This window comes from Polaromonas sp. YR568, assembly GCF_943369415.1.
GTDB lineage: Bacteria > Pseudomonadota > Gammaproteobacteria > Burkholderiales > Burkholderiaceae_C > Polaromonas.
Window position 1 is genome coordinate 1 of the sequence record NZ_CALRNF020000055.1, and the last position, 20,682, is coordinate 20,682.

The following is a 20,682-nucleotide window of genomic DNA, read 5'->3' on the forward strand; positions in this document are numbered from 1 at the left end:
TGCCCAACGTCTGATGACATTCAATGTCGCCACGTCTATCACTCCTAATTTCCCCCTGCTTTTAAAACAAGCAGGGTAGTGCCTACGTGGGTCAGTTTTGGATGGAAATTACTGCGATAAGTGGATCAGATTTCGACGGAATTCAACACTGATATCCATTCTGCGCAGTAACGAAATCTGGGAAGTCGTCTGTATCGCTCCATTTTCGAGCGTCAACCCCGCCTTCCAGGTGAACTCTGTCCAGCTCACCAATTAAATCTCTTAAATTGTCTTTCAGCATCGCATCAGTCTTTCTGTTGCCAGCTATGCATGAGTTATTGCCATAAGTTTTACGCTCCCTTGACTTTCCGAGCGCTACAAGGAGTGTTTTACTAGTGTCTATATCTTGATTGAAAGTACGCTTCCACGTGCAGCATTTCCGTCAAACAATCCGACGAAAAATCGAAATAAACATAGAACATTCTCAGGCTAAACACGATGAAGACCACACGCGTTTCCCCCCTCCTCCACTTAGAGGAGCCTTAGGCTTAGCATGCGAAACTCCTGCTTAAGGGCCAGTGAAGATACCTCACCCCCGGCAACACACCCAAAATCCACTCCTCAAACAACCGAATATTCCGCCGCTCCCGCCGCTGAGGCGGATAAGTGAGGAAGTAGCCGTTCCCGCTTTTAAACTCGGTGTCAAAGGGTTTGACCACCTTGCCCGAAGCCATCAGGTCGGTAAATAAGGCAGCATCGGCAATCGCCACACCCAGGCCGCGCTCCGCGCTCTGAACGCACATGTCCACCGTGTCAAACAGCTGCTCGCGCGCGCCCTGCAGATCCGGCACGCCGGCGCCGCGCAGCCAGGCCAGCCATTCGTCGCGGTTGGCCGTGGCATGCAGCAGGGTCGCGCCGGCGAGGTCGACCGGCTCGCGCAGGCCGGCGGCCAGTTGGGGGGTGCACAGGGGCACCAGGCGCTCGCGCATCAGCGGCACTGGCGGCGGCGCAAGCGGCTGCGTAGGCCCGCGAGCACATGGCGAAGAACCGGCCGGCGATATCGGGGTTCGCGCACTACGACCTGCTCCTGGCGCCTGCCCTGGTGCCGACGGTGCTGCCTTTCCTTGACGGGCAGAGCAACACGGCCAGCTGGGCGCAGCAGGTGGAGGGGAAGAAATAGCGAGCAGTGGTCAAACCGCCTCGTAAGCCCCGGTGCCGCCCGGCCAGGCCGTCAGCACCTCATAGCCCTCCGGCGTGACCGCCACCATGTGTTCCCACTGGGCGGACAGGGACCTGTCCTTGGTCACGACGGTCCAGCCGTCGGCCAGTTGCCGGGTTTCTCGTTTGCCGGCGTTGAGCATGGGTTCGATGGTGAACACCATGCCCGGCTCAAGTTTGATCCCTTCCCCGGGCCGGCCATAGTGCAGCACCTGCAGGTCTTCGTGGTAGACCTGGCCTATGCCGTGGCCGCAGTATTCGCGCACCACGCTGAAACCCTCGCGGTGGGCGACCGACTGGATCGCATGGCCGACGTCGCCCAGGGTCGCGCCGGGCTTGACCTGTTTGATCCCGGCCAGCATGGCTTCGTAAGTCGTTGCGACCAGGCGCCGGGCCGGCACGCTGGGGGCGCCGACAAAAAACATGCGGCTGGTGTCGCCGAACCAGCCGTCCTTGATGACGGCGACGTCGATGTTGACGATGTCGCCCTGTTTCAGGATCCTGTCGGGCGAGGGGATGCCGTGGCACACCACCTGGTTGACGGAGGTCAGTATGGTCTTGGGATAGCCGAGGTAGCCCACATTGGCGGGGATGGCGCCCTGGACATTCACGATGTGCTGGTGGCAGATGCTGTCCAGCGCCTCGGTGCTGACCCCGGGCACGACGTGCGGCTCAATCATGCCGAGGACCTCGGCGGCCAGCTGGCCGGCCCGCCGCGCCATCGCGATCTGCCCGGGGGACTTGATGATGACGCCGCGGGCCATCAGCGTTTGGCGGCCGGGGACGGCCGCGGTTTGCCGGCCTGGGCCGTGGCGGCGGTGACGATGTCCAGGCCGCCGGCGAGTTCAGCCTGGACCAGCAGCTGGCAGACCTCACGGTAATCCAGGTCCGGGTGCATCTCGGTGAGCATGCCGACCCGCATCCAGTGTTCGGCCTGCGCATTGATGGACCGGCTCAGGGCATTGCCCGCCACGCGCAGGTTCTCGTGCATCAGGTCTGAAATCTTGACAATACCCATGGTTGGCCTCTAAATCTTCTCTATATGAAACGTATATTGATTATATACACTTCATGTGGTCCGGTCTTTTCGGGTCGACGGGGTCGGCGGGGCCGGAGGGCTCGATGAGGCGATCTTTGGGAAACTGCGAAAAATGTGTTGAACGATGTCGATCCGGGCCCGCCCCGAACGTCGTCAGGGAGAAGATGAGCGAAAACCGCCCGTCCGGCATCCAGCGAGACATCCAGCCAAGGAGAAACACCATGACGTTGACAAGCCTCCCCACCATCACGGCCTTTGAACGCTCGCCCGACCGGGGCCGGGGCCTGGCGCGCGACATGCGCGCGCGCTGGGCGCTTGAAGAGGTGGGCCAGGCTTACGAGGTCCGCCTGGTGTCTTTCGCCGCGATGAAGCAGCCCGCGCACACGGCGCTCCATCCTTTCGGGCAGATCCCGACCTATGAAGAGGACGGGCTCAGGCTGTTCGAGTCGGGCGCCATCGTGCTGCATATCGCGGAGCGCCATGCGGGCCTGCTGCCCGGCGAGGCGAACGCCCGCGCCCGGGCGATCGCCTGGATGTTCGCCGCGCTGAACACGGTGGAGCCGCCCATCCTCGAGCGCAGCATGGCCGCGCTCTTCGAGAAGGACAAGCCCTGGTATGCGGAACGCCAGCCCGTGCTGGAGGAGCGCGTCCATACGCGGCTGGGCGAACTTTCGAGGCACCTGGGCGATGCCGACTGGCTGGACGGCGCCTTCAGCGCCGGCGACCTGCTGATGGTGACGGTACTGCGCAGGCTGGAGAGCTCGGGCCTGCTGGATCAATACCCGGCGCTGTCGGCCTACATCGCGCGGGGTGCGGCGCGGCCGGCTTACCAGCGGGCTTTTGAGGCGCAGCTGGCGGTGTTTACGGGGAAGCCGGCCGGCTGACGAAGGCTGATGGCAAGCCGGCCTGGGTTTGCCAGGCGCCCCTCCCCCGTTCGGGCTGAGGTATCGAAGCCGCGTGCTGCATCCACCCCAGCCCGCGTAATCAAAAATTGTCTGGCTCCCAAGCACAATCTGTCTTGGACGCCTGGAAGTCACGATGCTGTAATTGTTTTACTTCAACAACAGCACCCTTTCCCCCAATGACCACCACGCCGCCCTCCCCCGTTTCCGATGCCGAATTTTTTCGCGAGCGCGGCTTCGGCCTTCCGATTGGTTTCGGCGCCAGGCCGGTGCTGCTGGTGGTGGACCTGACCCGGGGGTTTACCGATGCCAAACGCCCGCTGGGCGCGGATTTGACGGGCCAGATCGAGGCGACGAATGCCTTGCTGGCCGTTGCGCACCAGAAAGACATCCCGGTGATCTTCACGAGCGTGCGCTATGACGATGCGCAGCTGCGCGACGCGGGTGTGTGGGCGCTCAAGCAGAAGGGCACGGCCAGCCTGGCGGCGGCCGGTGACGGGCATGAGGTGGACCCGCGGCTGGACGTGGGACCTGCCGATGCGCTGATCTACAAAAAATATGCTTCGTGCTTTTTCGGGACGGATTTGATTTCGCGGCTGGTGACGGCGCGGGCCGACACGCTGATCATTGTGGGCACCTCGACCAGCGGCTGCGTGCGGGCCAGCGCGGTGGATGCCTGCCAGAACGGCTTCCGGCCCATGGTGGTGAAGGAGGCGGTGGGCGACCGGTCCGTGGCGGCGCATGAGCAAAGCCTGTTTGACCTGCAGGCCAAGTATGCCGACGTGGTGTCGCTGGAGGACACGCTGGCGTATCTGCGCGGTGTGGAGGCGCCGGTGGCGCTGGCTGCATAGGGCATTGTTTTTTTCCCTCCCCTCTCTTTTTACTTCTTGCCTTCCTTTCTTTCTTTTTTTCCCTTCCTTCTCTTTTTTCCTTTTCTTTTAGAGGTATGTGTATGCACCCCATGATCCAGAAAACGCTGCTCCTGCTGGGCGCGGGCCTTGTGTTTGCCACGCAGGCGGTGGCGGCCGACGCCTATCCCGACCGCCCGGTGCGCATCATCGACGGCTATTCGGCGGGCGGCGGCACGGACTATGTGGCGCGTTACCTGGCGTCGAAGATGGGCGCGGATTTCGGCGCAAGCGTGATTGTGGAAAACCGCCCGGGCGCGAGCGGCCAGATCGGCATGAACTACGTGGCCAAGTCCAGGCCGGACGGCTACACGCTGATGGTGATCCCGAACGAGTTGTGGTCGGTGGGGCCGCTGCTGTACAAGCGCCTGCCTTATGACGTGGAGCGCGAGCTGACGCCGGTGGCGACGCTGGCCGACATCCCGCTGGTGCTGACGGTGAGCGCGAACGTGACGGCAAAGACGGTGCCGGAACTGATCGCGTATGCCAAGGCCAACCCGGGCAAGCTGACCTTCGGCACGGCGGGCGCGGGCACCACCCACCACCTGGCGGCCGAGCTGTTCAAGTCGCTGGCCAAGGTGGACATGGTGCACGTGCCTTACAAGGGCACCTCGCTGGCGGTGAGCGACCTGCTGGCCGGGCAGATCGACATGGTGTTCTCGCCGATCACGGCGGTGCTGCCGCACATCAAATCTGGCAAACTCAGGGCACTGGGCGTGACGACGAAGAAGCGCGTGTCCGCCCTCCCCGATACGCCCACGATTGCCGAAGCCGGCCTGCCGGGTTATGAAGGCAGCGTGTGGGTGTTCCTGGTGGCGCCCAAGGGCACGCCGAATGAAGTGATCAACAAATGGGTTGCGCAAGCGAAAAAAGTGTTCTCGACCGAAGAGGCCCGCAAGCTGCTGGCGGTGCAGGGCGTGGAGACACTGATCCTGACGCGCGAGGAGATCAATCAGCGCAACAAGGAAGACTCGGCGCGCTGGAAAAAAGTGATCGACGACGCGAAGATCAGCATCGAGTAAGCGCGGCGCCGCTTGCGGTGAAGGACGCATGGGATTCCATGGCGTCCTTTTTTCATTTTTACCTGGGCATGAATTCTTCACCCGGGCGCGGGGGGCGTATTTCTTGAACCTCAAACAGCTTCGCTACTTCGTGACGGCGGTGGACCTGTGCAACATCACGCGCGCCGCCAAAAAGCTGCATGTGGCGCAGCCGGCGCTGGGCCTGCACATACGCGAGCTGGAGGCCGAGCTGGGCGTGACGCTGCTGCACCGGCATTCGCGCGGGGTGGAGCCGACGGTGGCGGGCCAGCTGCTTTACACGCGGGCCAACCAGATCTTTGAGCAGCTGGAGCAGACGCGCAAGGACGTGACGCAGCTGCACCAGGCGGCACGCGAGCCGGTGTCGCTGGGGCTGACGACCAGCCTCACGCTGTTGGTGGGCACCGGCCTGCAGCTGCTGGCCGAGCGGGATTTTGGGGACCTGGCCTTCAGCCTGGTGGAGGGGCCCAGCTTCTTCCTGGCCGATGCGATAGAGCGCGAGGAACTCGACGTGGCGCTGGCCTATGAGATAGAGCCGCGCCCCGGCCTGTTGCTGACGGCGGTGATGGAGGAGGAGATATTGTTTGTGACCGCCGCCGGCGGGAAGGGCGGCAAGAAGGCCCCGGCCGAGGTCGCTATGGAAGAGGTGCTGGCCGGCAAGCTGGCCCTGGGCTCGCGGCGCGACATAGGCCGGCGCATCCTGGCGCGCAGCGCGGGCGTGCCGCTGGCGGACCTGAAGGTCACTTACGAAGTCCAGTCCATCGCGGCGATACGCGACCTGGTGCTGCAGGGCGAGGCGAGCAGCATCATGCCTTACGGATCGGTCGCGCGCGAGCTTGAAGCCGGCCGGCTGGTGGCCAAGGGCATCACGGGCCACCCGCTGAAGTCGACGCTGTATATCGTGCGGCGCGCGCATTCGGGCCATGAAAAAAGCTGGCAGGCCCACGGGCTGGACCAGCTGCTGGACCGGGCCATCGCCATGGTGGCGGACAAGCTGGGGCCTTACGGCATGCGGCTGTAGCCGCGCCCTGCTTGCTTAAAACACCAGCGTGCGCCAGGCCGGGTCTTGCCCCCGGCCGAGGAAGGCGACCAGGCCGCCCAGCCCCGCGCACTGCGGCACCAGCGCCTCACGCCCCAGGCCCAGCGCATGCATGGCCTGGCTGCAAGCCCGCATCTCAATCCCCAGGCCGGCGGCGGCGGCCAGGTAGTGGCGCACGGGCAGGGTTTGCGGGCCGAAGCCTATCAACACGTCCGCATGCCCGGGCAGCAGCCACTGCACGGCCTGGGCGGTGAAGAGCATCTCGACTTTCAAATCCATGGCGGCGGCGGCCTGGGCGGCCATGACGGGGGTGGCGGCGCGTTCGGGGTTTTGCGGGTCGCAGGACCAGACCATGATGGCGAGGCCTGCCGAACCTGGGGGTGGTGCGCTTGTGGGGTCTTGTTGTTGTGTCATCGCGATGCCGGGAACTGGATGTTTTCGAGCCGCATGCGAGCCGTGGCCGCCGCTTGCAAATCGCCACCGTGGGCCAGCTGCGGCAAGTCTTGCGCCCAGCGGCTCGGTGTGATGGTGACCAGCCAGCCGCGGCCGTAGGGGTCTTGATGAATGATTTCGGGGGTGTCGTCCAGCAGGGGGTTGATCTCGCTGACGGTGCCGGAGACCGGGGTCTTGATCGTGACGACGGACTTGCTGAGTTCGGCGACGCCCAGGGTCTGGCCCTGCTCTACCACCGTGCCCACGGGCTTGGGGCGGCACATGAAGAAGTCGCCGCTCAAATGAATGCCGAAACTGGTGACGCCGACCTGCAGGCGGCCGTCGGCCAGCGGGCGGCACCACATGTCGCGCTCCAGCAAATAAAAACACTCGCCGGGGTAGTCAAAACCAAAGATTTGCATGCTCGTTGATGTTTTCGTATCTCAGGACAACACACCGTTCAGGCTGAGCTTGTCGAAGCCCTTCGACAAGCTCAGGGCGAACGGTTGTGAGATCAGTCGTGATTTATGCAAGTCTCAATACACCGCGCTCACACCGCGCCCATGGGCGCGAACAAGCGCGCGAGGAAATTGGCGGAAGAAAGCGGGAGTCGAACCCACCCGGCAGCGCATGGCGCCACCCACTGGGTTTGAAGCCCAGCCGCCCCACCAGGAGCGTTTTTCTTCCTTGATCATCATCATGGCGCCTGCTGCCCTTCCCCTTCTTCTTCAGGGAACAGCGGCGTGCCGGTGCGCAGCAAGTGGGCATCGCCCACGCGGCGCAAGAAACCTATTCTGTCGAAAAATTCCAGTATCTGTATGGCGCGCTTGCGGCCCAGGCCGGTGGCGTCGCGAAAGCTGGCGGCCGTGATGGTGCTGTCGCGCTGCGCGATGCCGCGCGCCAGCGACGCGAGCTGCTGCACCACCTGGGGGTGGTAATACAAATCCTTGACGGCCTGGAAGACTTCGCCGCCCTGGGCCAGGCGGGCCAGCACCTGGCGCACCTGCGCTTCGGGCAGGTGGGCGTGGTTGGCGATGTCGCGCACCCAGGGCGGGTCGAAGCGGCCGTCGAGCAGCATGGGCAGCGCGCGTTCGGCGACGATCTTGTCGGCGGCGCGCAGCTGGGCGCCGTGTTCGGGCAGGTGCAAAAAACCGCTGCGCCGCGCGAGCTTGCCGGCCTGGGCCATGTGCTCAACCAGCCTGGCCCACAAGGCTTCGGGCATGCGGGGCGCGGCGAGGCGGCGGGCGCGTTGCAGGTCGGGGCCCATGTCTTCGGGATGGGCGGCGTGGAAGGCCTGCAGTGCCTGCAGCACGGCGGCTTCGCCGGCGGCGAGCTGTTCGGTGGAGATGATCCAGGCCTGCGCGTCGGCGAAAACCACGCCGGGCAGTGCGTCAGGCTGGAAGGGCCAGGCGCGCAGGCCTTCTGCGCGCAGCCATGAAGGCCCGTGCAGGCCGAAGGGCGCGTGCGCGAGCGCGCCGCGCAGGCGCTGGATGGCGCCGCCCGCGCGCTGGGTGTGCAGGCAGGCCAGGCGCTCGGGCGTCTGGCGGTAGCGCGCGGGGGCTGCTGTGTCCAGCACCGTGCCGCCGGCCACCGTGCGGCTGGCCGAGGCATCGCGCAGCACAAAGCGGTCGCCGTGCCAGGCATACAGGGGCTGCTGCAGCACGAGTTGCGCGAGCGCGGATTCGCCGGGCGCGATGGAAGCCTGGCCCAGCACGGCGACGCTGGCCATGCATTCCTGCGTGGCGGCGTGCAGGTGCACCAGGGTGCCGGAGCGCAGCGGTTTGGATTCGGTGGCGGCGAGTTGCAGCCAGACGTCGATGCGCTGCGTGCTGTTGGCGATGGCCGGGTCGCAGAGGGTCTGGCCGCGTTCGACGGCGCCGCGTTCCAGCCCGGCCAGGCCGACGGCGCAGCGCTGGCCGGCGTGGGCCGTGTCGACGCCGTGGCCGTGCACCTGCAGGCTGCGCACGCGGTAATGCTTGTCGGGTGCGTGGGCCAGGCACAGCGCATCGCCCACACGCACGTCGCCGGCGGCAATGCTGCCGGCAACGACGGTGCCTACGCCGTCCAGGGTGAAGACGCGGTCCAGGCCCATGCGGAAGCCGGCCTCTTGCGCTGTTGCGGCCGGCGGGCGCTCTGCTTCGCTGAGCAGCAGCGCGCGCAGGTCGGCCAGCCCGTCGCCGCGCTGGGCCGAGACGCTGAGCACGGGGTAGCCGCCCAGGCCGGCGCCGGCCAGCAGCGCCCTCACCTGCGCCTGGCGTTCGTGCAGCAGGTTGCCCTCGGCGCGGTCTATCTTGGTGATGACGGCCGCGCCGCGTTGTATGCCCAGCAGCGAGAGGATGGTGAGGTGCTCGACGGTTTGCGGCATGACGCCGTCGTCGGCGGCGACCAGCAGCAGCGCGTAGTCGATGCCGCTGGCGCCGGCGACCATGGTGCGCACGAGTTTTTCGTGGCCGGGCACGTCGACGAAGCCGACCTGGCCGCCGCCTGGCGTGGGCATGGAGGCGTAGCCGAGTTCTATGGTGATGCCGCGGCGCTTTTCTTCGGGCAGGCGGTCGGCGTCGACACCGGTGAGCGCGCGCACCAGGGCGGTCTTGCCGTGGTCGATGTGGCCTGCGGTGCCGACGATCATGGCTGTCTTAGGCGGTGATCCGCTCGCGCAGGGCGGCGAGCTGGTTGAGCACGTCGGCCGGGTCGTCCAGGCAGCGGCAGTCGAGCAGCAGGCGGTCGTCGGCGATGCGGCCGATGATGGGCAGGGGCAGCTCGCGCAGGGCGGTGGCCAGGGCTTCGAGCGCGGTGCCCATGCCGCGCTTGCCGGGCAGCAGCGGCGCGATGGCCAGGCCGGCCGAGGGCAGCCTGTCGACGGGCAGCGAGCCCGAGCCGATCTGGCTCAGCATGGCTTCAGCGGTGACGGCGTAGCGTGGGGCCAGTGCTTCGCGCAAAGGTTCGAGCAGTTGCTGCGCGGTCTGCGCGGCCTGCGCTGCCGGGCGCGTGAGCCAGCGCAGCGTGGGCAGGTCGCGCGTGAGCAGCTCGGGCTGCAGGTAAAGCATGAGCGTGGCTTCGAGCGCGGCCAGCGGCAGCTTGGACAGGCGCAGCGCGCGCTTCATGGGGAATTTGCGTATCTTGCCGACCAGCTCGCGGCTGCCGACGATGAGGCCGGCCTGCGGGCCGCCCAGCAGCTTGTCGCCCGAGAAGGTGACGACGCCGCAGCCGGCGGCCAGCATCTCTTGCGGCGTGGGCTCTTTGGGCAGGCCGTAAAGCGACATGTCGACGAGCGAGCCGCTGCCCAGGTCCGTGGCCAGGGCCACGCCGCGCTCCTTCGCAAGTTCGGCAAGTTGCGCTTCGGGCACGGAGGCGGTGAAGCCTTCGACCGCGTAGTTGCTGGTGTGCACCTTCATGAGCAGCGCGGTTTGCGGCGTGATGGCGCGCGCATAGTCGGCCAGGTGGGTGCGGTTGGTGGTGCCGACTTCGACCATGGCGGCGCCGGCGCTGGCCATGACGTCGGGCATGCGGAAGGCGCCGCCGATTTCGACGAGCTCGCCGCGCGAGATGACGACCTCGCGCCCGCCGGCCAGCGCGGCGATGGTGAGCAGCACGGCTGCCGCGTTGTTGTTGACGACGGTGGCGGCCTCGGCGCCGGTGATCTCGCAGAGCAGGCCTTCGACGATGCTGTCGCGGTCGCCCCTGCCGCCGCCGGCCAGGTCGTATTCCAGGTTGTTGGGCCCTTCCATCATGGCGGTGAGGTGGGCGATGGCGGCCTGCGGCAGCACGGAGCGGCCCAGGTTGGTGTGGATGACGGTGCCGGTGAGATTCAGCACGCGGCGCAGGCGCGGGGCGAGGCGGGCCTGCACGCGGTTGGCCAATTCATGGGCCAACGCCTCGGGAAGGATGCTGCCGGCATCGAGGCCGCCGGCCAGGGCCAGCACGCGCAGATGATCGAGCAGATTGCGCGCCTGCGTTGCGACCAGCGTGTGGCCGTGCGCGGCGACGAGGGCCTGCGCGGCGTCGAGCCGCAGCAGCTTGTCAACCGAAGGCAGATCCTGGGGCCTGGCCTTCGAGCCGTGAACCACGGACTCGCCGGTCGCGGCCATCAGCCGCCTCCGCTGTCGTTGGGGTCAGGGCTGTCGGCGCCATCAGGGTCGCCGAACAGCAGCATGAGGTTGACGCCGTGGCGCTGGAAGCCGGCTTCGGAGACCAGCAGGTCCAGCGTGACGGTGGCCAGGTCGTCGGCCGCCGGGTCGACGTACATGTCGCGGTCCATGCGGACAATCTTGAGGTAGTGGCCGCACTCGTCGCAGGTTTCGGCTTCGACGGCCTGCTTGGGCGCACCGCTGGCGGCGGGCCCATCGCCGGCGGGTTGCAGCGACTGGTAGTGGATGCCCTTGGTGCTTTCGCAGTGGGCGCATTTGATGCGCACCATGTGCCACTGGGCCGAGCACAGCGAGCAGTGCAGGTAGCGGTAGCTGCCGCCGCCGTCTATGCGCGAGACCGAGGCCGTGGGCCGGCTGCCGCAGCAGGGGCAGACCGTGGCGTCGTCGACGCGGCCGAAAGGAGCCAGCCTGTCTGTTCCGCGCGCATCTTCCGTGGCCAGCACCAGCTGCGTCCAGTAGGCCTGCAGGCCGGCGGCGATCAGGGGCGCGGCGGCCATGTCGAGGCCGAACATGATGTTGTGCAGCAGGCGGTCGGCCTGCTGTTCGAGCGCGTCGTCGGGGATGCCTTGCAGCTCGCGCACCACGGCCTGGGCCGGGCTGCCTTCCAGCCGGGGCAGCAGCGCGGCCAGCAGGCGGTGAAAGCCGGCGCGCCACTGCGGGTCGCGCGGCCAGTGCACGGCGGGCACGGGCGGCTGGCCGGCGCGCGAGGCGGCGTCTATCGCATCGGCGTCGGGCAAGGCGACGGCCGGGTAGCTCTGCAGGATTTCATGCTGGGCGCGCACCAGTTCGGCGGCGAAGAGCAGGAAGTCGCGCATGGGGTGCGACGCGGCCAGCTGCCGCAGCCGGGTTTCGCGTTCGGCAAAGACCTCATGGCGTTTGGGCAAATGCAGGTGGGGCACCTGCTGGCCGGCCCGGACGGCGATTTCCTCCGGGGACAACAATGCGCTGGCTTGTGTCAGGGTCATGAGGTGATTGTGCGCTCCCGGCCTACTTTTCGCCACCCATGTCGCGGTACCAGAGCCGGTGGTGCTGGCGCGCCCAGGCCGGGCTGACGGTGCCGCGCGTCATGGCCCGGATGGAGCCCTTGACCCAGATGGCCGCGTAGATGTGGATGATGACGCTGATGATCAGCACGACGGCGGCCAGGGCGTGCACGACCACGGCGATGCGGCGCAGCAGGATGGGGAAAAAGTCGGCGAACCAGGGCTGCCAGAACATGAAGCCGGTGATGAGCAGCAGCACCAGGCAGAGGCCGAAGACCCAGAAGACGATCTTCTGGCCGGCGTTGTATTTGCCGACGTCGGGCATGTTGTCTTCATGGCCCTTGAGCAGCTCGGGCGCGCGGCGCGTCCAGGCGGTGTCGCGTTCGGTCCAGAAGTTGTCGCGCCAGACCTGGAAAAAGAGGAAGACAAAACCCAGCACCATGAGCACGCCGAAGAAGGGGTGCAGGATGCGCGTCCAGGGGCCGCCGCCGAAGAGCGCCGTGAAGAAGAAAAACGCGGGATGGAAGAAGGCCAGGCCGGACAGGGCCGCGCAGATGAACAGCAGCGCCACCAGCCAGTGGTTGATGCGGGTGCGGTCGGGGTAGCGTTCTATGGTGGGCTCGATGCCGCGTTCGTCGCCGTGAACAATGGTGGTGTGTTCCATGTCAGATCTCCTTGGCGGGGGGCGGCAGCGTGTCGTCCCCTTCTGCCAGTTCGCGCTCCCTGGCATCGTCCAGCTCTTCGGCCTCCAGCGGGCCGACCTTGATGTAGTGGAAGAAACCGGCCAGGGCCGCGCCTATCATGGCGGCCACGGCCAGGGGCTTGGCCGCGCCCTTCCACAGCGAGACCCAGGGGCTGATGCTCGGGTTGGCGGGCAGGCCGTGGTAGAGGCCGGGCTGGTCGCCGTGCTGCAGCACGTACATCACGTGGGTGCCGCCCACGCCCTGCGGGTCGTAGACGGCGGCGTTCTCGTAGCCGCGTTCCTTGAGGTCGACGATGCGCTCGGCGGCGAACTCATGCATGTCTTCCTTGCTGCCGAAACGGATGGCGCCCGTGGGGCAGGCCTTGACGCAGGCCGGCTCCAGGCCGACGCCGACGCGGTCCGAGCACAGCGAGCATTTGTAGGCCTTGTCGTCCTTCTTGCTGATGCGCGGCACGTCGAAGGGGCAGCCGGTGACGCAATTGCCGCAGCCGACGCAGTTCTCGCTGATGAAGTCGACGATGCCGTTGGTGTACTTGACGATGGCGCCGGGCGCGGGGCAGGCCTTGAGGCAGCCGGGGTCGTCGCAGTGCATGCAGCCGTCCTTGCGGATCAGCCACTCCAGCCGCGTGCTTTCGTCCTTCTGCTTCATCTCCACTTCGGAGAAGCGCATCACCGTCCAGGATTGCGGCGTGAGGTCGCGCGGGTTGTCGTAGGTGCCGATGTTGTCGCCGACGTCGTCGCGCAGGTCGTTCCACTGCATGCAGGCGACCTGGCAGGCCTTGCAGCCTATGCAGCTGGTGACGTCGATGAGCTTGGCGACTTCGGTGACGTGTTTCCTCGCCTGCGGCGAGGGCGTGGTCGTGGCGGAGCGCAGCGCGATGTCGAGGGATTGCAGTGATGACATCAGAAATCCTTTCCAGCCATGTGAGGCCATGCAAGTGCCATCGCGGAGCCGGCTTTGCCGGGCCGCAGGTGGCGCCCCCTTGAGGGGGAGGCGCCGCAGGCGCTTAGGGGGGGAGCTTTCACGCTATGCTTTTTCGATGTTGACCGTGAACGACTTGTATTCGGGGGTCTGCGTGTTCGCATCCCCGACAAAAGGCGTCAGCGTGTTGACCAGGTAGCCCGGCCGCGCCACCCCGACAAAGCCCCAGTGGTTGGGCAGGCCCACGGTGTCTATCTTCTTGCCGTCGACGTCGAGCTGCGGAATGCGCTTGGTCACCACCGCCACGCACTTGATGAAGCCGCGGTTGGACGAAACCTTGACCCAGTCGCCGTTGGCGATGCCCTTGGCCTTGCCCAGCTCTTCGCCGATCTCGACGAACTGCTGCGGCTGGATGATGGCCGAGGTCTGCACGTTCTTGGTCCAGTAGTGGAAGTGCTCGGTCAGGCGGTAGCTGGTGGCCACATAGGGGAAGTCCTTGGGCGTGCCGAAGGCTTCCATGTCGCCCTTGAACACGCGCGCGGCCGGGTTGGCCCTGGCCTTGGGGTTGGTGTTCATGGGGTTGTTGACCAGCGGCGACTCGAAGGGCTCGTAGTGCTCTGGCAGCGGGCCTTCGGCCATGCCGGTGGGCGCGAACATGCGCGCCACGCCCTCGGCCGTCATGATGAAGGGCTGCACGCGGTCGGCGTCGCCGGGGTTGGCGTCGGGCCGGATGTCGGGCACGTCGGAGCCGGCCCAGGCCGTGCCGTTCCACTGCACCAGCTTGCGCTTGTTGTCCCAGGGTTTGCCGTCGGGTGCGCTGGAGGCGGCGTTGTAGAGGATGCGGCGGTTCGCCGGCCAGGCCCAGGCCCAGTTGAGCGTCTGGCCGATTCCAAACGGGTCGGCGTTGTCGCGCCTGGCCATCTGGTTGCCGGCCTGCGTCCAGGCGCCGGAATAAATCCAGCAGCCGCAGGCGGTGGAGCCGTCGTCGCGCAGCATGCCGAAGCCGGGCAGTTGCTCGCCGGCCTTGACGAGCACCTTGGGCGGCGCTTTCGGGTCTTTGGGGTCGGGCGGGGCGACGACGTCGGCCAGGGCCTTGCCGTTGTATTCCATCGCCAGCTCTTCGGCCGAGGGCGCGCTGGCGATCTTGTAGGGCCAGGTCAGGTTGACGATGGGGTCGGGGAAGGCGCCGCCGTCCTTGACGTACATGGCCTTGATGCGGTTGAACAGGTCCGCGATGATCTCGACGTCGCCGTGCGCTTCGCCGGGCGGGTTGGCGCCCTTCCAGTGCCACTGCAGCCAGCGGCCGGAGTTGGTGAGCGAGCCGTCTTCTTCCGCAAAGCAGGTCGAGGGCAGGCGGAACACCGTGGTCTGGATCTCGGCGCTCTTGACGTCGTTGTGCTCGCCGAAGTTCTTCCAGAACTCGGCCGTCTCGGTGTTGAGCGGGTCGATGATGGCCAGGAACTTGAGCTTGGACAGGCCCGCGATGATCTTCTTCTTGTTGGGGAAGGAGCCGACGGGGTTGAAGCCCTGGCAGATGTAGCCGTTGAGCTTGCCCTGGTTCATGAGCTCGAAGGCCTGCAGCACGTCGTAGATCTTGTCGATCTTGGGCAGGTAGTCGTAGGCCCAGTTGTTCTCGGCGGTGGCGGCCTTGCCCCACCAGGATTTTTGCAGGCTGACGAAGAACTTGGGGTAGTTCTGCCAGTAGCTCATCTGGTTGGGCCGCAGGGCCTTGAGCGCGCGGGTCTTGTAATAGGTTTCCAGGTCCTGCTCGGCGTCGCGCGCCAGCGACAGGTAGCCCGGCAGCGAGTTGGACAGCAGGCCCAGGTCGGTCAGGCCCTGGATGTTGCTGTGGCCGCGCAGCGCGTTCATGCCGCCGCCGGCGATGCCGATGTTGCCCAGCAGCAGCTGCATGATGGCCGCGGTGCGGATCATCTGCGAGCCGACGCTGTGCTGCGTCCAGCCCAGGGCGTACATGATGGTCATGGCCTTGCCCGGCACGGCCGTGGCCGAGATCATGTCGCAGATCTTGAGGAACTTGTCTTTCGGCGTGCCGGTGATGCGGCTCACCAGCTCCGGCGTGTAGCGCGAAAAATGCGCCTTCATCACGTTGAGCACGCAGCGCGGATGCTGCATGGTCGGGTCGACCTTGGCAAAGCCTTTTTCGTCGAGCTCGTAGCCCCAGCTGGCGGCGCTGTAGCTGCGCTTGGCCTCGTCGTAGCCCGAGAACAGGCCGTCCTTGAAGCTGTAGGCCTCGCCGACGATGAAGGAAGCGTTGGTGTAGTTGGCGACGTACTCCTGCTGGATCTTGTTGCTGGACAGCAGGTAGTTGATGACGCCGGCCAGGAAGGCGATGTCGCTGCCCGCGCGCACCGGCGCGTAGTAGTCGCTCATGGCGGCCGAGCGCGTGAAGCGCGGGTCGACCACGATGAGCTTGGCCTTGTTGTGCTGCTTGGCCTCAATCACCCATTTGAAGCCGCAGGGGTGGGCTTCGGCGGCGTTGCCGCCCATGATGAGAACGAGATCGGCGTTCTTGATGTCCACCCAGTGGTTGGTCATCGCGCCTCGTCCGAACGTCGGGGCCAGACTGGCCACCGTCGGTCCGTGTCAAACCCGCGCTTGATTGTCGAAGACCAGCATCCCGAGGGAGCGCATGGTCTTGTGCGTGATGTAACCCGTTTCGTTGGAGGACGCCGAGGCGCAGAGCATGCCGGTGGAGGTCCAGCGGTTGACGACCTTGCCGTCGGCATTGTTGGTGACGAAGTTCGCGTCGCGGTCGGCCTTCATGAATTTGGCCAGGCGCGACATCGCGTCGTCCCAGGAGATGCGCTTCCATTCGGTGCTGCCGGGTTCGCGCACTTCGGGGTACTTCAGGCGGTTCGGGCTGTGCACGAAGTCGAGCAGGCCGGCGCCCTTGGGGCAGAGCGTTCCGCGGTTGACCGGGTGGTCGGCGTCGCCCTCGATGTGGATGATGTCGGCCGTGACGTTCTTGGCCTTGTCGCCCAGGCTGTACATGATGATGCCGCAGCCCACCGAGCAGTAGGGGCAGGTGTTGCGGGTCTCGGTGGTGCGCGCCAGCTTGAAGTTGCGCGTCTCGGCCAGCGCCGAGGTCGGCGAGAAGCCCAGCGCGACCAGGCTGGACGCCGCCAGCCCCGCGCCGCTGACGCGGAAAAATTGCCTTCGGTTCATGTCCATCGGGAAGCCTCCTGCGGCGGGTGAGCCGCGCTCGTGGGATTGAGGTGAATGGGAACGGATGCTTGTTGTTGTCGTGCAGTGGTGTCGCTGGCGTGAAAGCGGCTTGAAGGGTGTTTGCTATTGGGAGGCGGCCGTGGCCGGCTTGCCGGAAGCGCCGTCACCGCCGGTCGGCGCGGGCGTTCCGCCGGATTTGGCGCCACCCTGGCCCTGGCCGCCGGCCATGCCCCCTATGGCTGTGCCGCCTGCGGCAGGCCCTGTGGCCGGGGAAGAGGAAGGAATATCGCCTGTGGAGGGTTTGACTTCCGGGGTGGCGCTGCTGGAAGCCGGGGCGGAGCCGCCGGACGCTGCCGGGGCGGCAGGCTCGGACTTCTTGCCGCAGGCCGTCAAACCGAGAAGCGCGGCCGCGAGGCCGGCGCAAACGAGCAGTGATTTCATGGCTATTCCGTACGATGGTGACATCGCAACCGTCCCGGTGCGGGACACGGTTGGCTTTACTCAAAGGCCATTACAAGCCACCTGGCGGGGAGGAGTCAAGCGCTTATTCCCTGAGAGCCCGGGCCGGGACACGGCAATGAGGCCGCCGCGCCCCCGGCACGGGGCGATGCGGGACCCCAAAAAAGAACCGGTGAAAAAGCGGGCATGCCGCGCCGGTGGGGCTTTTCCGCGCCAGCACAAGCGTATTTTTTACAAAAAAAAACGCGCGGGGAAAATTTACCGGCTTCAGCGTGCGCGGCGAATAAAAAGGTATGCATGCGCCCCGCGTGAATCCGGGCCGGGACAACACAAAGAATGCGTCTTCATGCCGCTTCATGCCGGCGATGTCCGCGCGGCGTGGCCGGACTTGCAGTCCTTCACAAGAAAAAAACCACAGTGATTGTCTTTAAGCAGACCATCTTGAAAAAAGCTGCGGAAAATTTCCCTAAGCTGAAGAAAAGCCGCCCTCCTGCCGCCCGCCGGCGCCGGAAGGAGCGCTTTTGTTCACGGCCCACCGCCCCCCGTAAGGATCACGCACGATGATGCCCACAAACCGACAGGACCTGCATGAGCACCCGCCCCCGGGCGGGCGCGAGGCCTGGGTCGGGACGCAGCTGAACCACGCCTTCATGCGGCATGCGGGCCCCACGCTGCACGCAGCCTGGGTGCTGATCGCGATTGTGGCGGCGATACTGTACGGGCAGGCTGAGCCCGCGGCCCTGTGGCTGTGGGTCGCGGCGGTGGCGGCCGTCACCGCGCTGCGCTACGCCATCCTGCGCAACTACCGCAAGCACCTGGCGCAGGCCGACGAAGCCAGGCTGCGGGCCTTCATGGCGCGTTATGCCTGGGCATGGCCCTTGAGCGCGGTGGCCTGGGGCGCGCTGATGTTCGTGGTGTACCGCAAGGCGCCGGTGGAGGACGAGCTGCTTTGCATGGTCATCCTGGTGGGCATCGCGGTGGCGGCGGCCACCTCCTCGCCGCCCAGCCTGCGCAGCTTCTCGGCGTACTGCAACGGCTTGTGCGCCGCCGTGCTGGCGGCCATGGGCTGGGAATTGGGCCGGGAACTGGGGCGGGAATTGAGCTGGGGATTGGGCCTGAATCTGAGCGTGGAAAAATACGGGCTGACGGCCGCGCTCGAGATCCTGGGCGAGATGGCGGTGGTGCTGGCCTTCTGGGCGCTGGCCCGCGTGTTCGGCCGGCGCATGCACCGGGCGCAGCGCGCCAACCTGGAACTGCAGTTCGACCGCCAGGACCTGATCAACTCCCTGGCCGACAGGAAACGCGCGGCGCTGGAGGCGGAGGCGGTCAGGAGCCGCTTCATCGCGAGCGCCGCGCACGACCTGCGTTACCCGGTGCATGCGCTGGGCCTGTACGCCGACTGGCTGGCCATGGAGCCGGAATTCGCCGCGCAGATCGCGCGCAAGATCGCCAATTCCACGCGCAAGATCGACGAGCTGTTCGAGTCGCTGTTCAACCTGGCGGGGCTGGACCCGGCTTCGCTGGACGTACAGCTGCAGCCGGTGGCGCTGGCCGCGCTGGTGCATGAGCTGGCCGCCGAGTACGCGCCGCTGGCGCGCGACAAGCGCCTGCGGCTGCGCGCGCGCGCCGCGGCGGGGCAGGCGCTGTCAGACCCTGTGCTGCTCAAGCGGCTGGTGGGCAGCCTGCTGTCCAACGCCTTGCGCAACACCCACGGCGGCGGCGTGCTGCTGGCCGTGCGGCAGCGGCAGGGGCGCTGGCGCATCGAACTGTGGGACACCGGCGCGGGTATCGCCCATGAGCGCCAGCAGACTTTCTTCCAGGGCATCCCCGAGCTGGGCACGGAAGAAGGCTTCGGGCTGGAACTGGCGGCCGTGTACCGGCTGAGCCAGGTGCTGGGGCACCCGATAGGCATGGCCACGCGCCATACGGGGGGCAGCGTCTTCTGGGTGGAACTGGCGCGGTATTAAGGACCCGGCCAGGGCGCCCGTCGGTCTGCGCCTACAAAAAGCAGCGCCGCAACCGTCTGGCGCGCCGGGCCCGCGCTGGCGAAGATGGCCAACATCATGCCCAGCACCACGGCCCCCACCACGGCTCCCCTTTCCGCTGATGCTCCGGCCGGCAACCCCTCCTCCGCTGCGGCAGCACTGTGGCCGCGCGTGCGGCGCTGGCTGTTCCCGGCCCTGGGCCTGGTGGTACTGGGGTTGCTGCTGTCGCATGCGCACAAGGTCGACTGGGCCGGCGCCTGGCAGGCGCTGCGGCGCTATTCCCCGCTTCTGTTACTGGCCGTGCTGGGCCTGGCGACGGCCAGCCATGCGCTGTACGGCTGCTTCGACCTGATAGGCCGGCACCACACGCGCCACAAGCTGCCGCGCCTGCAGACCTGGGCCATCGCGGTGACGAGTTATGCCTTCAACCTGAACCTCGGATCGCTGGTGGGCGGCGTGGCCCTGCGCGCGCGCCTCTATGCGCGGGCCGGCCTGGATGAAACCACGATTGCGCAGATCGTGGGCATCAGCCTGGCAACCAACTGGCTGGGCTACGGCCTCGTGGCCGGCAGCCTCTTCGCGGGCGGCCTGATCGCGCCGCCCAGCCAGGCGCACATAGGCGCGACGGCACTGCGCGTGCTGGGCGCGGCGATGGTGCTGCTGGCCGTGGCCTATGTGCTGGCCTGCGCGTTTTTCAAAGGCCGCGAATGGCGCGTGCGCGGCCGGCGCCTGCAGCTGCCCTCGGCCGGGCTGGCGCTCGTGCAACTGGCGCTGTCGGCCACCAACTGGGCACTGATGGGCGCGGCCATGTATCTCCTGCTGGGCATGCAGGTGGAATACGGCAAGGTGCTGGGTGTGCTGATGGCGGCGTCCATCGTCGGCGTGATCATGCCCATCCCCGGCGGGCTGGGGGTGCTGGAGGCGGTGTACCTGGCGCTGCTGTCGGGGAGTGTGCGGCAGGGGACCTTGATGGGGGCTGTATTGGCTTACCGGGCGCTTTATTATTTCTTGCCGCTGGCGGGGGGGTTGGTGTTGTATGTGGTGTTGGAGCGGTATGCGGCGGGGCGTTCTGCTGGGTCTTGCTCCAGCGGGCGCGCCGTTTCCTCTTCCTCTTCCTCTGCATAGGTTTGCTGGCCGGGAGTGGCCCGGCGGCCAGTAACTTTCTTTTGCTTCGCCAAAAGAAAGTCACCAAAGAAAAGGCGACCCTGGCTCCTGCGTCCCCTGCGCTTCGCTCCGGGGCAACCTGCGGTGCTCGGTCCAGCCGGGGTCAAAAACAACTCGCCTGCGGCTCAAACAAGTTTTTGCCCTGATCCGTCTGGCCCTCCGCTCCTCGGCGCATCCACAAGGGGCAATCGGGAACGGGAGCGGGAACCGAATACCGACATACCAAGAAGACAAATCCAAACAAGGACTCGCCATGGCGAGTCCTTGTTTCTTCAGGTATTAGGGCTTCTGTCTGCGGCTGTTTTGTATTTCTTCTCCCCGTTTCCACCCCTTGTGGATGCGCCGAGGAGCGCAGGTTCAGGCGGATCAGGGATCGCGTTGTTTGAGCGGAGTGAAACGCAGCGAGTTTAGCGAGACCCCGCCTGAACCGAGCACCGCAGGTTGCCCGTAGCGAAGCGAAGGGACGCAGCAACCAGGGTCGCCTTTTCTTTTGCTTACTTTTGGTGTTTGCGTAACTTCGCTGCGCGAAGTGAGCAAACCCCGCGCGCGTAGCGCGCCTTTGGCGAACAAAGAAA

The 20,682-nt window shown here is 66.3% G+C and carries 19 protein-coding genes and 1 tRNA gene; 6 read left to right on the plus strand and 14 right to left on the minus strand.

All coding sequences use genetic code 11. The features are described 5' to 3' along the window. Nucleotides 1-527: 527 nt before the first annotated feature. From ACLV74_RS23900 to ACLV74_RS23910, 3 genes are all read right to left on the minus strand, one after another. A complete protein-coding gene (locus ACLV74_RS23900; protein ID WP_411881924.1) occupies nucleotides 528-968 on the minus strand; it encodes a LysR substrate-binding domain-containing protein in 441 nt (146 codons plus the stop codon). Nucleotides 969-1,169: 201 nt separating this feature from the next. Further along, the gene (gene map / locus ACLV74_RS23905) at nucleotides 1,170-1,961 is read right to left on the minus strand and encodes a type I methionyl aminopeptidase (protein WP_411881925.1); all 792 of its coding nucleotides are present in this window, start codon (nucleotides 1,959-1,961) and stop codon (nucleotides 1,170-1,172) included. Next, nucleotides 1,961-2,215, minus strand: a complete 255-nt coding sequence (locus tag ACLV74_RS23910; RefSeq protein WP_411881926.1) for a ParD-like family protein — start codon at nucleotides 2,213-2,215, stop codon at nucleotides 1,961-1,963. Before ACLV74_RS23910 ends, map begins: the two co-directional genes overlap by 1 nt. Before the next feature lie 242 nt (nucleotides 2,216-2,457). Between ACLV74_RS23910 and ACLV74_RS23915 the strand changes: the two genes are divergently transcribed. From ACLV74_RS23915 to ACLV74_RS23930, 4 genes are all read left to right on the plus strand, one after another. Then, nucleotides 2,458-3,120, plus strand: a complete 663-nt coding sequence (locus tag ACLV74_RS23915; protein WP_411881927.1) for a glutathione S-transferase family protein — start codon at nucleotides 2,458-2,460, stop codon at nucleotides 3,118-3,120. A gap of 197 nt (nucleotides 3,121-3,317) precedes the next feature. Further along, nucleotides 3,318-3,989 carry an isochorismatase family protein gene (locus ACLV74_RS23920; protein ID WP_411881928.1) on the plus strand — a complete coding sequence of 224 codons (672 nt, stop codon included), beginning with the start codon at nucleotides 3,318-3,320 and terminating at the stop codon, nucleotides 3,987-3,989. Between the two features lie 101 nt (nucleotides 3,990-4,090). Beyond that, complete coding sequence (locus ACLV74_RS23925) at nucleotides 4,091-5,068, plus strand: Bug family tripartite tricarboxylate transporter substrate binding protein (protein ID WP_411881929.1); 978 nt, start codon at nucleotides 4,091-4,093, stop codon at nucleotides 5,066-5,068. Between the two features lie 103 nt (nucleotides 5,069-5,171). Next, complete coding sequence (locus ACLV74_RS23930; protein WP_411881930.1) at nucleotides 5,172-6,107, plus strand: LysR family transcriptional regulator; 936 nt, start codon at nucleotides 5,172-5,174, stop codon at nucleotides 6,105-6,107. A 15-nt stretch (nucleotides 6,108-6,122) separates the two neighbouring features. On the opposite strand, the gene ACLV74_RS23935 is transcribed toward ACLV74_RS23930, so the two are convergent. From ACLV74_RS23935 to ACLV74_RS23980, 10 genes are all read right to left on the minus strand, one after another. Next, the gene (locus tag ACLV74_RS23935) at nucleotides 6,123-6,539 is read right to left on the minus strand and encodes a DsrE family protein (RefSeq protein WP_411881931.1); all 417 of its coding nucleotides are present in this window, start codon (nucleotides 6,537-6,539) and stop codon (nucleotides 6,123-6,125) included. Then, complete coding sequence (locus ACLV74_RS23940) at nucleotides 6,536-6,979, minus strand: glycine cleavage system protein H (RefSeq protein WP_411881932.1); 444 nt, start codon at nucleotides 6,977-6,979, stop codon at nucleotides 6,536-6,538. Before ACLV74_RS23940 ends, ACLV74_RS23935 begins: the two co-directional genes overlap by 4 nt. Before the next feature lie 169 nt (nucleotides 6,980-7,148). Continuing rightward, nucleotides 7,149-7,244 (minus strand) — tRNA-Sec (locus tag ACLV74_RS23945). Nucleotides 7,245-7,254: 10 nt separating this feature from the next. After that, a complete protein-coding gene (gene selB / locus ACLV74_RS23950) occupies nucleotides 7,255-9,186 on the minus strand; it encodes a selenocysteine-specific translation elongation factor (RefSeq protein ID WP_411881933.1) in 1,932 nt (643 codons plus the stop codon). A gap of 7 nt (nucleotides 9,187-9,193) precedes the next feature. Further along, nucleotides 9,194-10,645: an L-seryl-tRNA(Sec) selenium transferase gene (gene selA, locus ACLV74_RS23955; protein ID WP_411881934.1), complete on the minus strand. Its 1,452-nt coding sequence runs from the start codon at nucleotides 10,643-10,645 to the stop codon at nucleotides 9,194-9,196. Beyond that, nucleotides 10,645-11,670: a formate dehydrogenase accessory protein FdhE gene (gene fdhE / locus ACLV74_RS23960; protein ID WP_411881935.1), complete on the minus strand. Its 1,026-nt coding sequence runs from the start codon at nucleotides 11,668-11,670 to the stop codon at nucleotides 10,645-10,647. The genes selA and fdhE overlap by 1 nt, the downstream gene beginning before the upstream one ends. A 22-nt stretch (nucleotides 11,671-11,692) precedes the next feature. Beyond that, nucleotides 11,693-12,352: a formate dehydrogenase subunit gamma gene (locus ACLV74_RS23965; RefSeq protein WP_411881936.1), complete on the minus strand. Its 660-nt coding sequence runs from the start codon at nucleotides 12,350-12,352 to the stop codon at nucleotides 11,693-11,695. 1 nt (nucleotide 12,353) lies between these two features. Beyond that, nucleotides 12,354-13,295, minus strand: coding sequence for a formate dehydrogenase subunit beta (fdxH, locus tag ACLV74_RS23970; protein WP_411881937.1), 942 nt, complete (start codon nucleotides 13,293-13,295; stop codon nucleotides 12,354-12,356). 123 nt (nucleotides 13,296-13,418) lie between these two features. After that, nucleotides 13,419-16,505 (minus strand): formate dehydrogenase-N subunit alpha, encoded by a 3,087-nt coding sequence (fdnG, locus tag ACLV74_RS23975; protein WP_411881938.1) that lies wholly within the window; start codon nucleotides 16,503-16,505, stop codon nucleotides 13,419-13,421. 117 nt (nucleotides 16,506-16,622) lie between these two features. Continuing rightward, complete coding sequence (locus ACLV74_RS23980) at nucleotides 16,623-16,940, minus strand: hypothetical protein (RefSeq protein WP_411881939.1); 318 nt, start codon at nucleotides 16,938-16,940, stop codon at nucleotides 16,623-16,625. Nucleotides 16,941-17,521: 581 nt separating this feature from the next. On the opposite strand from ACLV74_RS23980, the gene ACLV74_RS23985 reads away from it, so the two are divergent. Both ACLV74_RS23985 and ACLV74_RS23990 read left to right on the plus strand, forming a co-directional pair. Then, nucleotides 17,522-18,925 (plus strand): sensor histidine kinase, encoded by a 1,404-nt coding sequence (locus ACLV74_RS23985; RefSeq protein WP_411881940.1) that lies wholly within the window; start codon nucleotides 17,522-17,524, stop codon nucleotides 18,923-18,925. A 96-nt stretch (nucleotides 18,926-19,021) separates the two neighbouring features. Beyond that, entirely contained in the window at nucleotides 19,022-20,068 is a 1,047-nt protein-coding gene (locus tag ACLV74_RS23990; protein ID WP_411881941.1) for a lysylphosphatidylglycerol synthase domain-containing protein, read from the plus strand. A 405-nt stretch (nucleotides 20,069-20,473) separates the two neighbouring features. Here ACLV74_RS23990 and ACLV74_RS23995 read toward each other — a convergent pair. Beyond that, nucleotides 20,474-20,682 (minus strand): hypothetical protein (locus tag ACLV74_RS23995; RefSeq protein ID WP_411881942.1); only part of this gene is annotated, 209 nt, incomplete at its 5' end.

Coding starts and splice junctions, on each gene's coding strand:
- ACLV74_RS23900 (WP_411881924.1), bottom strand. CDS start 968: ATGCGCGAGCGCCTGGTGCCCCTGTGCACCCCCCAACTGGCCGCCGGC.
- map (WP_411881925.1), bottom strand. CDS start 1,961: ATGGCCCGCGGCGTCATCATCAAGTCCCCCGGGCAGATCGCGATGGCG.
- ACLV74_RS23910 (WP_411881926.1), bottom strand. CDS start 2,215: ATGGGTATTGTCAAGATTTCAGACCTGATGCACGAGAACCTGCGCGTG.
- ACLV74_RS23915 (WP_411881927.1), top strand. CDS start 2,458: ATGACGTTGACAAGCCTCCCCACCATCACGGCCTTTGAACGCTCGCCC.
- ACLV74_RS23920 (WP_411881928.1), top strand. CDS start 3,318: ATGACCACCACGCCGCCCTCCCCCGTTTCCGATGCCGAATTTTTTCGC.
- ACLV74_RS23925 (WP_411881929.1), top strand. CDS start 4,091: ATGCACCCCATGATCCAGAAAACGCTGCTCCTGCTGGGCGCGGGCCTT.
- ACLV74_RS23935 (WP_411881931.1), bottom strand. CDS start 6,539: ATGACACAACAACAAGACCCCACAAGCGCACCACCCCCAGGTTCGGCA.
- ACLV74_RS23940 (WP_411881932.1), bottom strand. CDS start 6,979: ATGCAAATCTTTGGTTTTGACTACCCCGGCGAGTGTTTTTATTTGCTG.
- selB (WP_411881933.1), bottom strand. CDS start 9,186: ATGATCGTCGGCACCGCAGGCCACATCGACCACGGCAAGACCGCCCTG.
- selA (WP_411881934.1), bottom strand. CDS start 10,645: ATGGCCGCGACCGGCGAGTCCGTGGTTCACGGCTCGAAGGCCAGGCCC.
- fdhE (WP_411881935.1), bottom strand. CDS start 11,670: ATGACCCTGACACAAGCCAGCGCATTGTTGTCCCCGGAGGAAATCGCC.
- ACLV74_RS23965 (WP_411881936.1), bottom strand. CDS start 12,352: ATGGAACACACCACCATTGTTCACGGCGACGAACGCGGCATCGAGCCC.
- fdxH (WP_411881937.1), bottom strand. CDS start 13,295: ATGTCATCACTGCAATCCCTCGACATCGCGCTGCGCTCCGCCACGACC.
- ACLV74_RS23980 (WP_411881939.1), bottom strand. CDS start 16,940: ATGAAATCACTGCTCGTTTGCGCCGGCCTCGCGGCCGCGCTTCTCGGT.
- ACLV74_RS23985 (WP_411881940.1), top strand. CDS start 17,522: ATGCCCACAAACCGACAGGACCTGCATGAGCACCCGCCCCCGGGCGGG.
- ACLV74_RS23990 (WP_411881941.1), top strand. CDS start 19,022: ATGCCCAGCACCACGGCCCCCACCACGGCTCCCCTTTCCGCTGATGCT.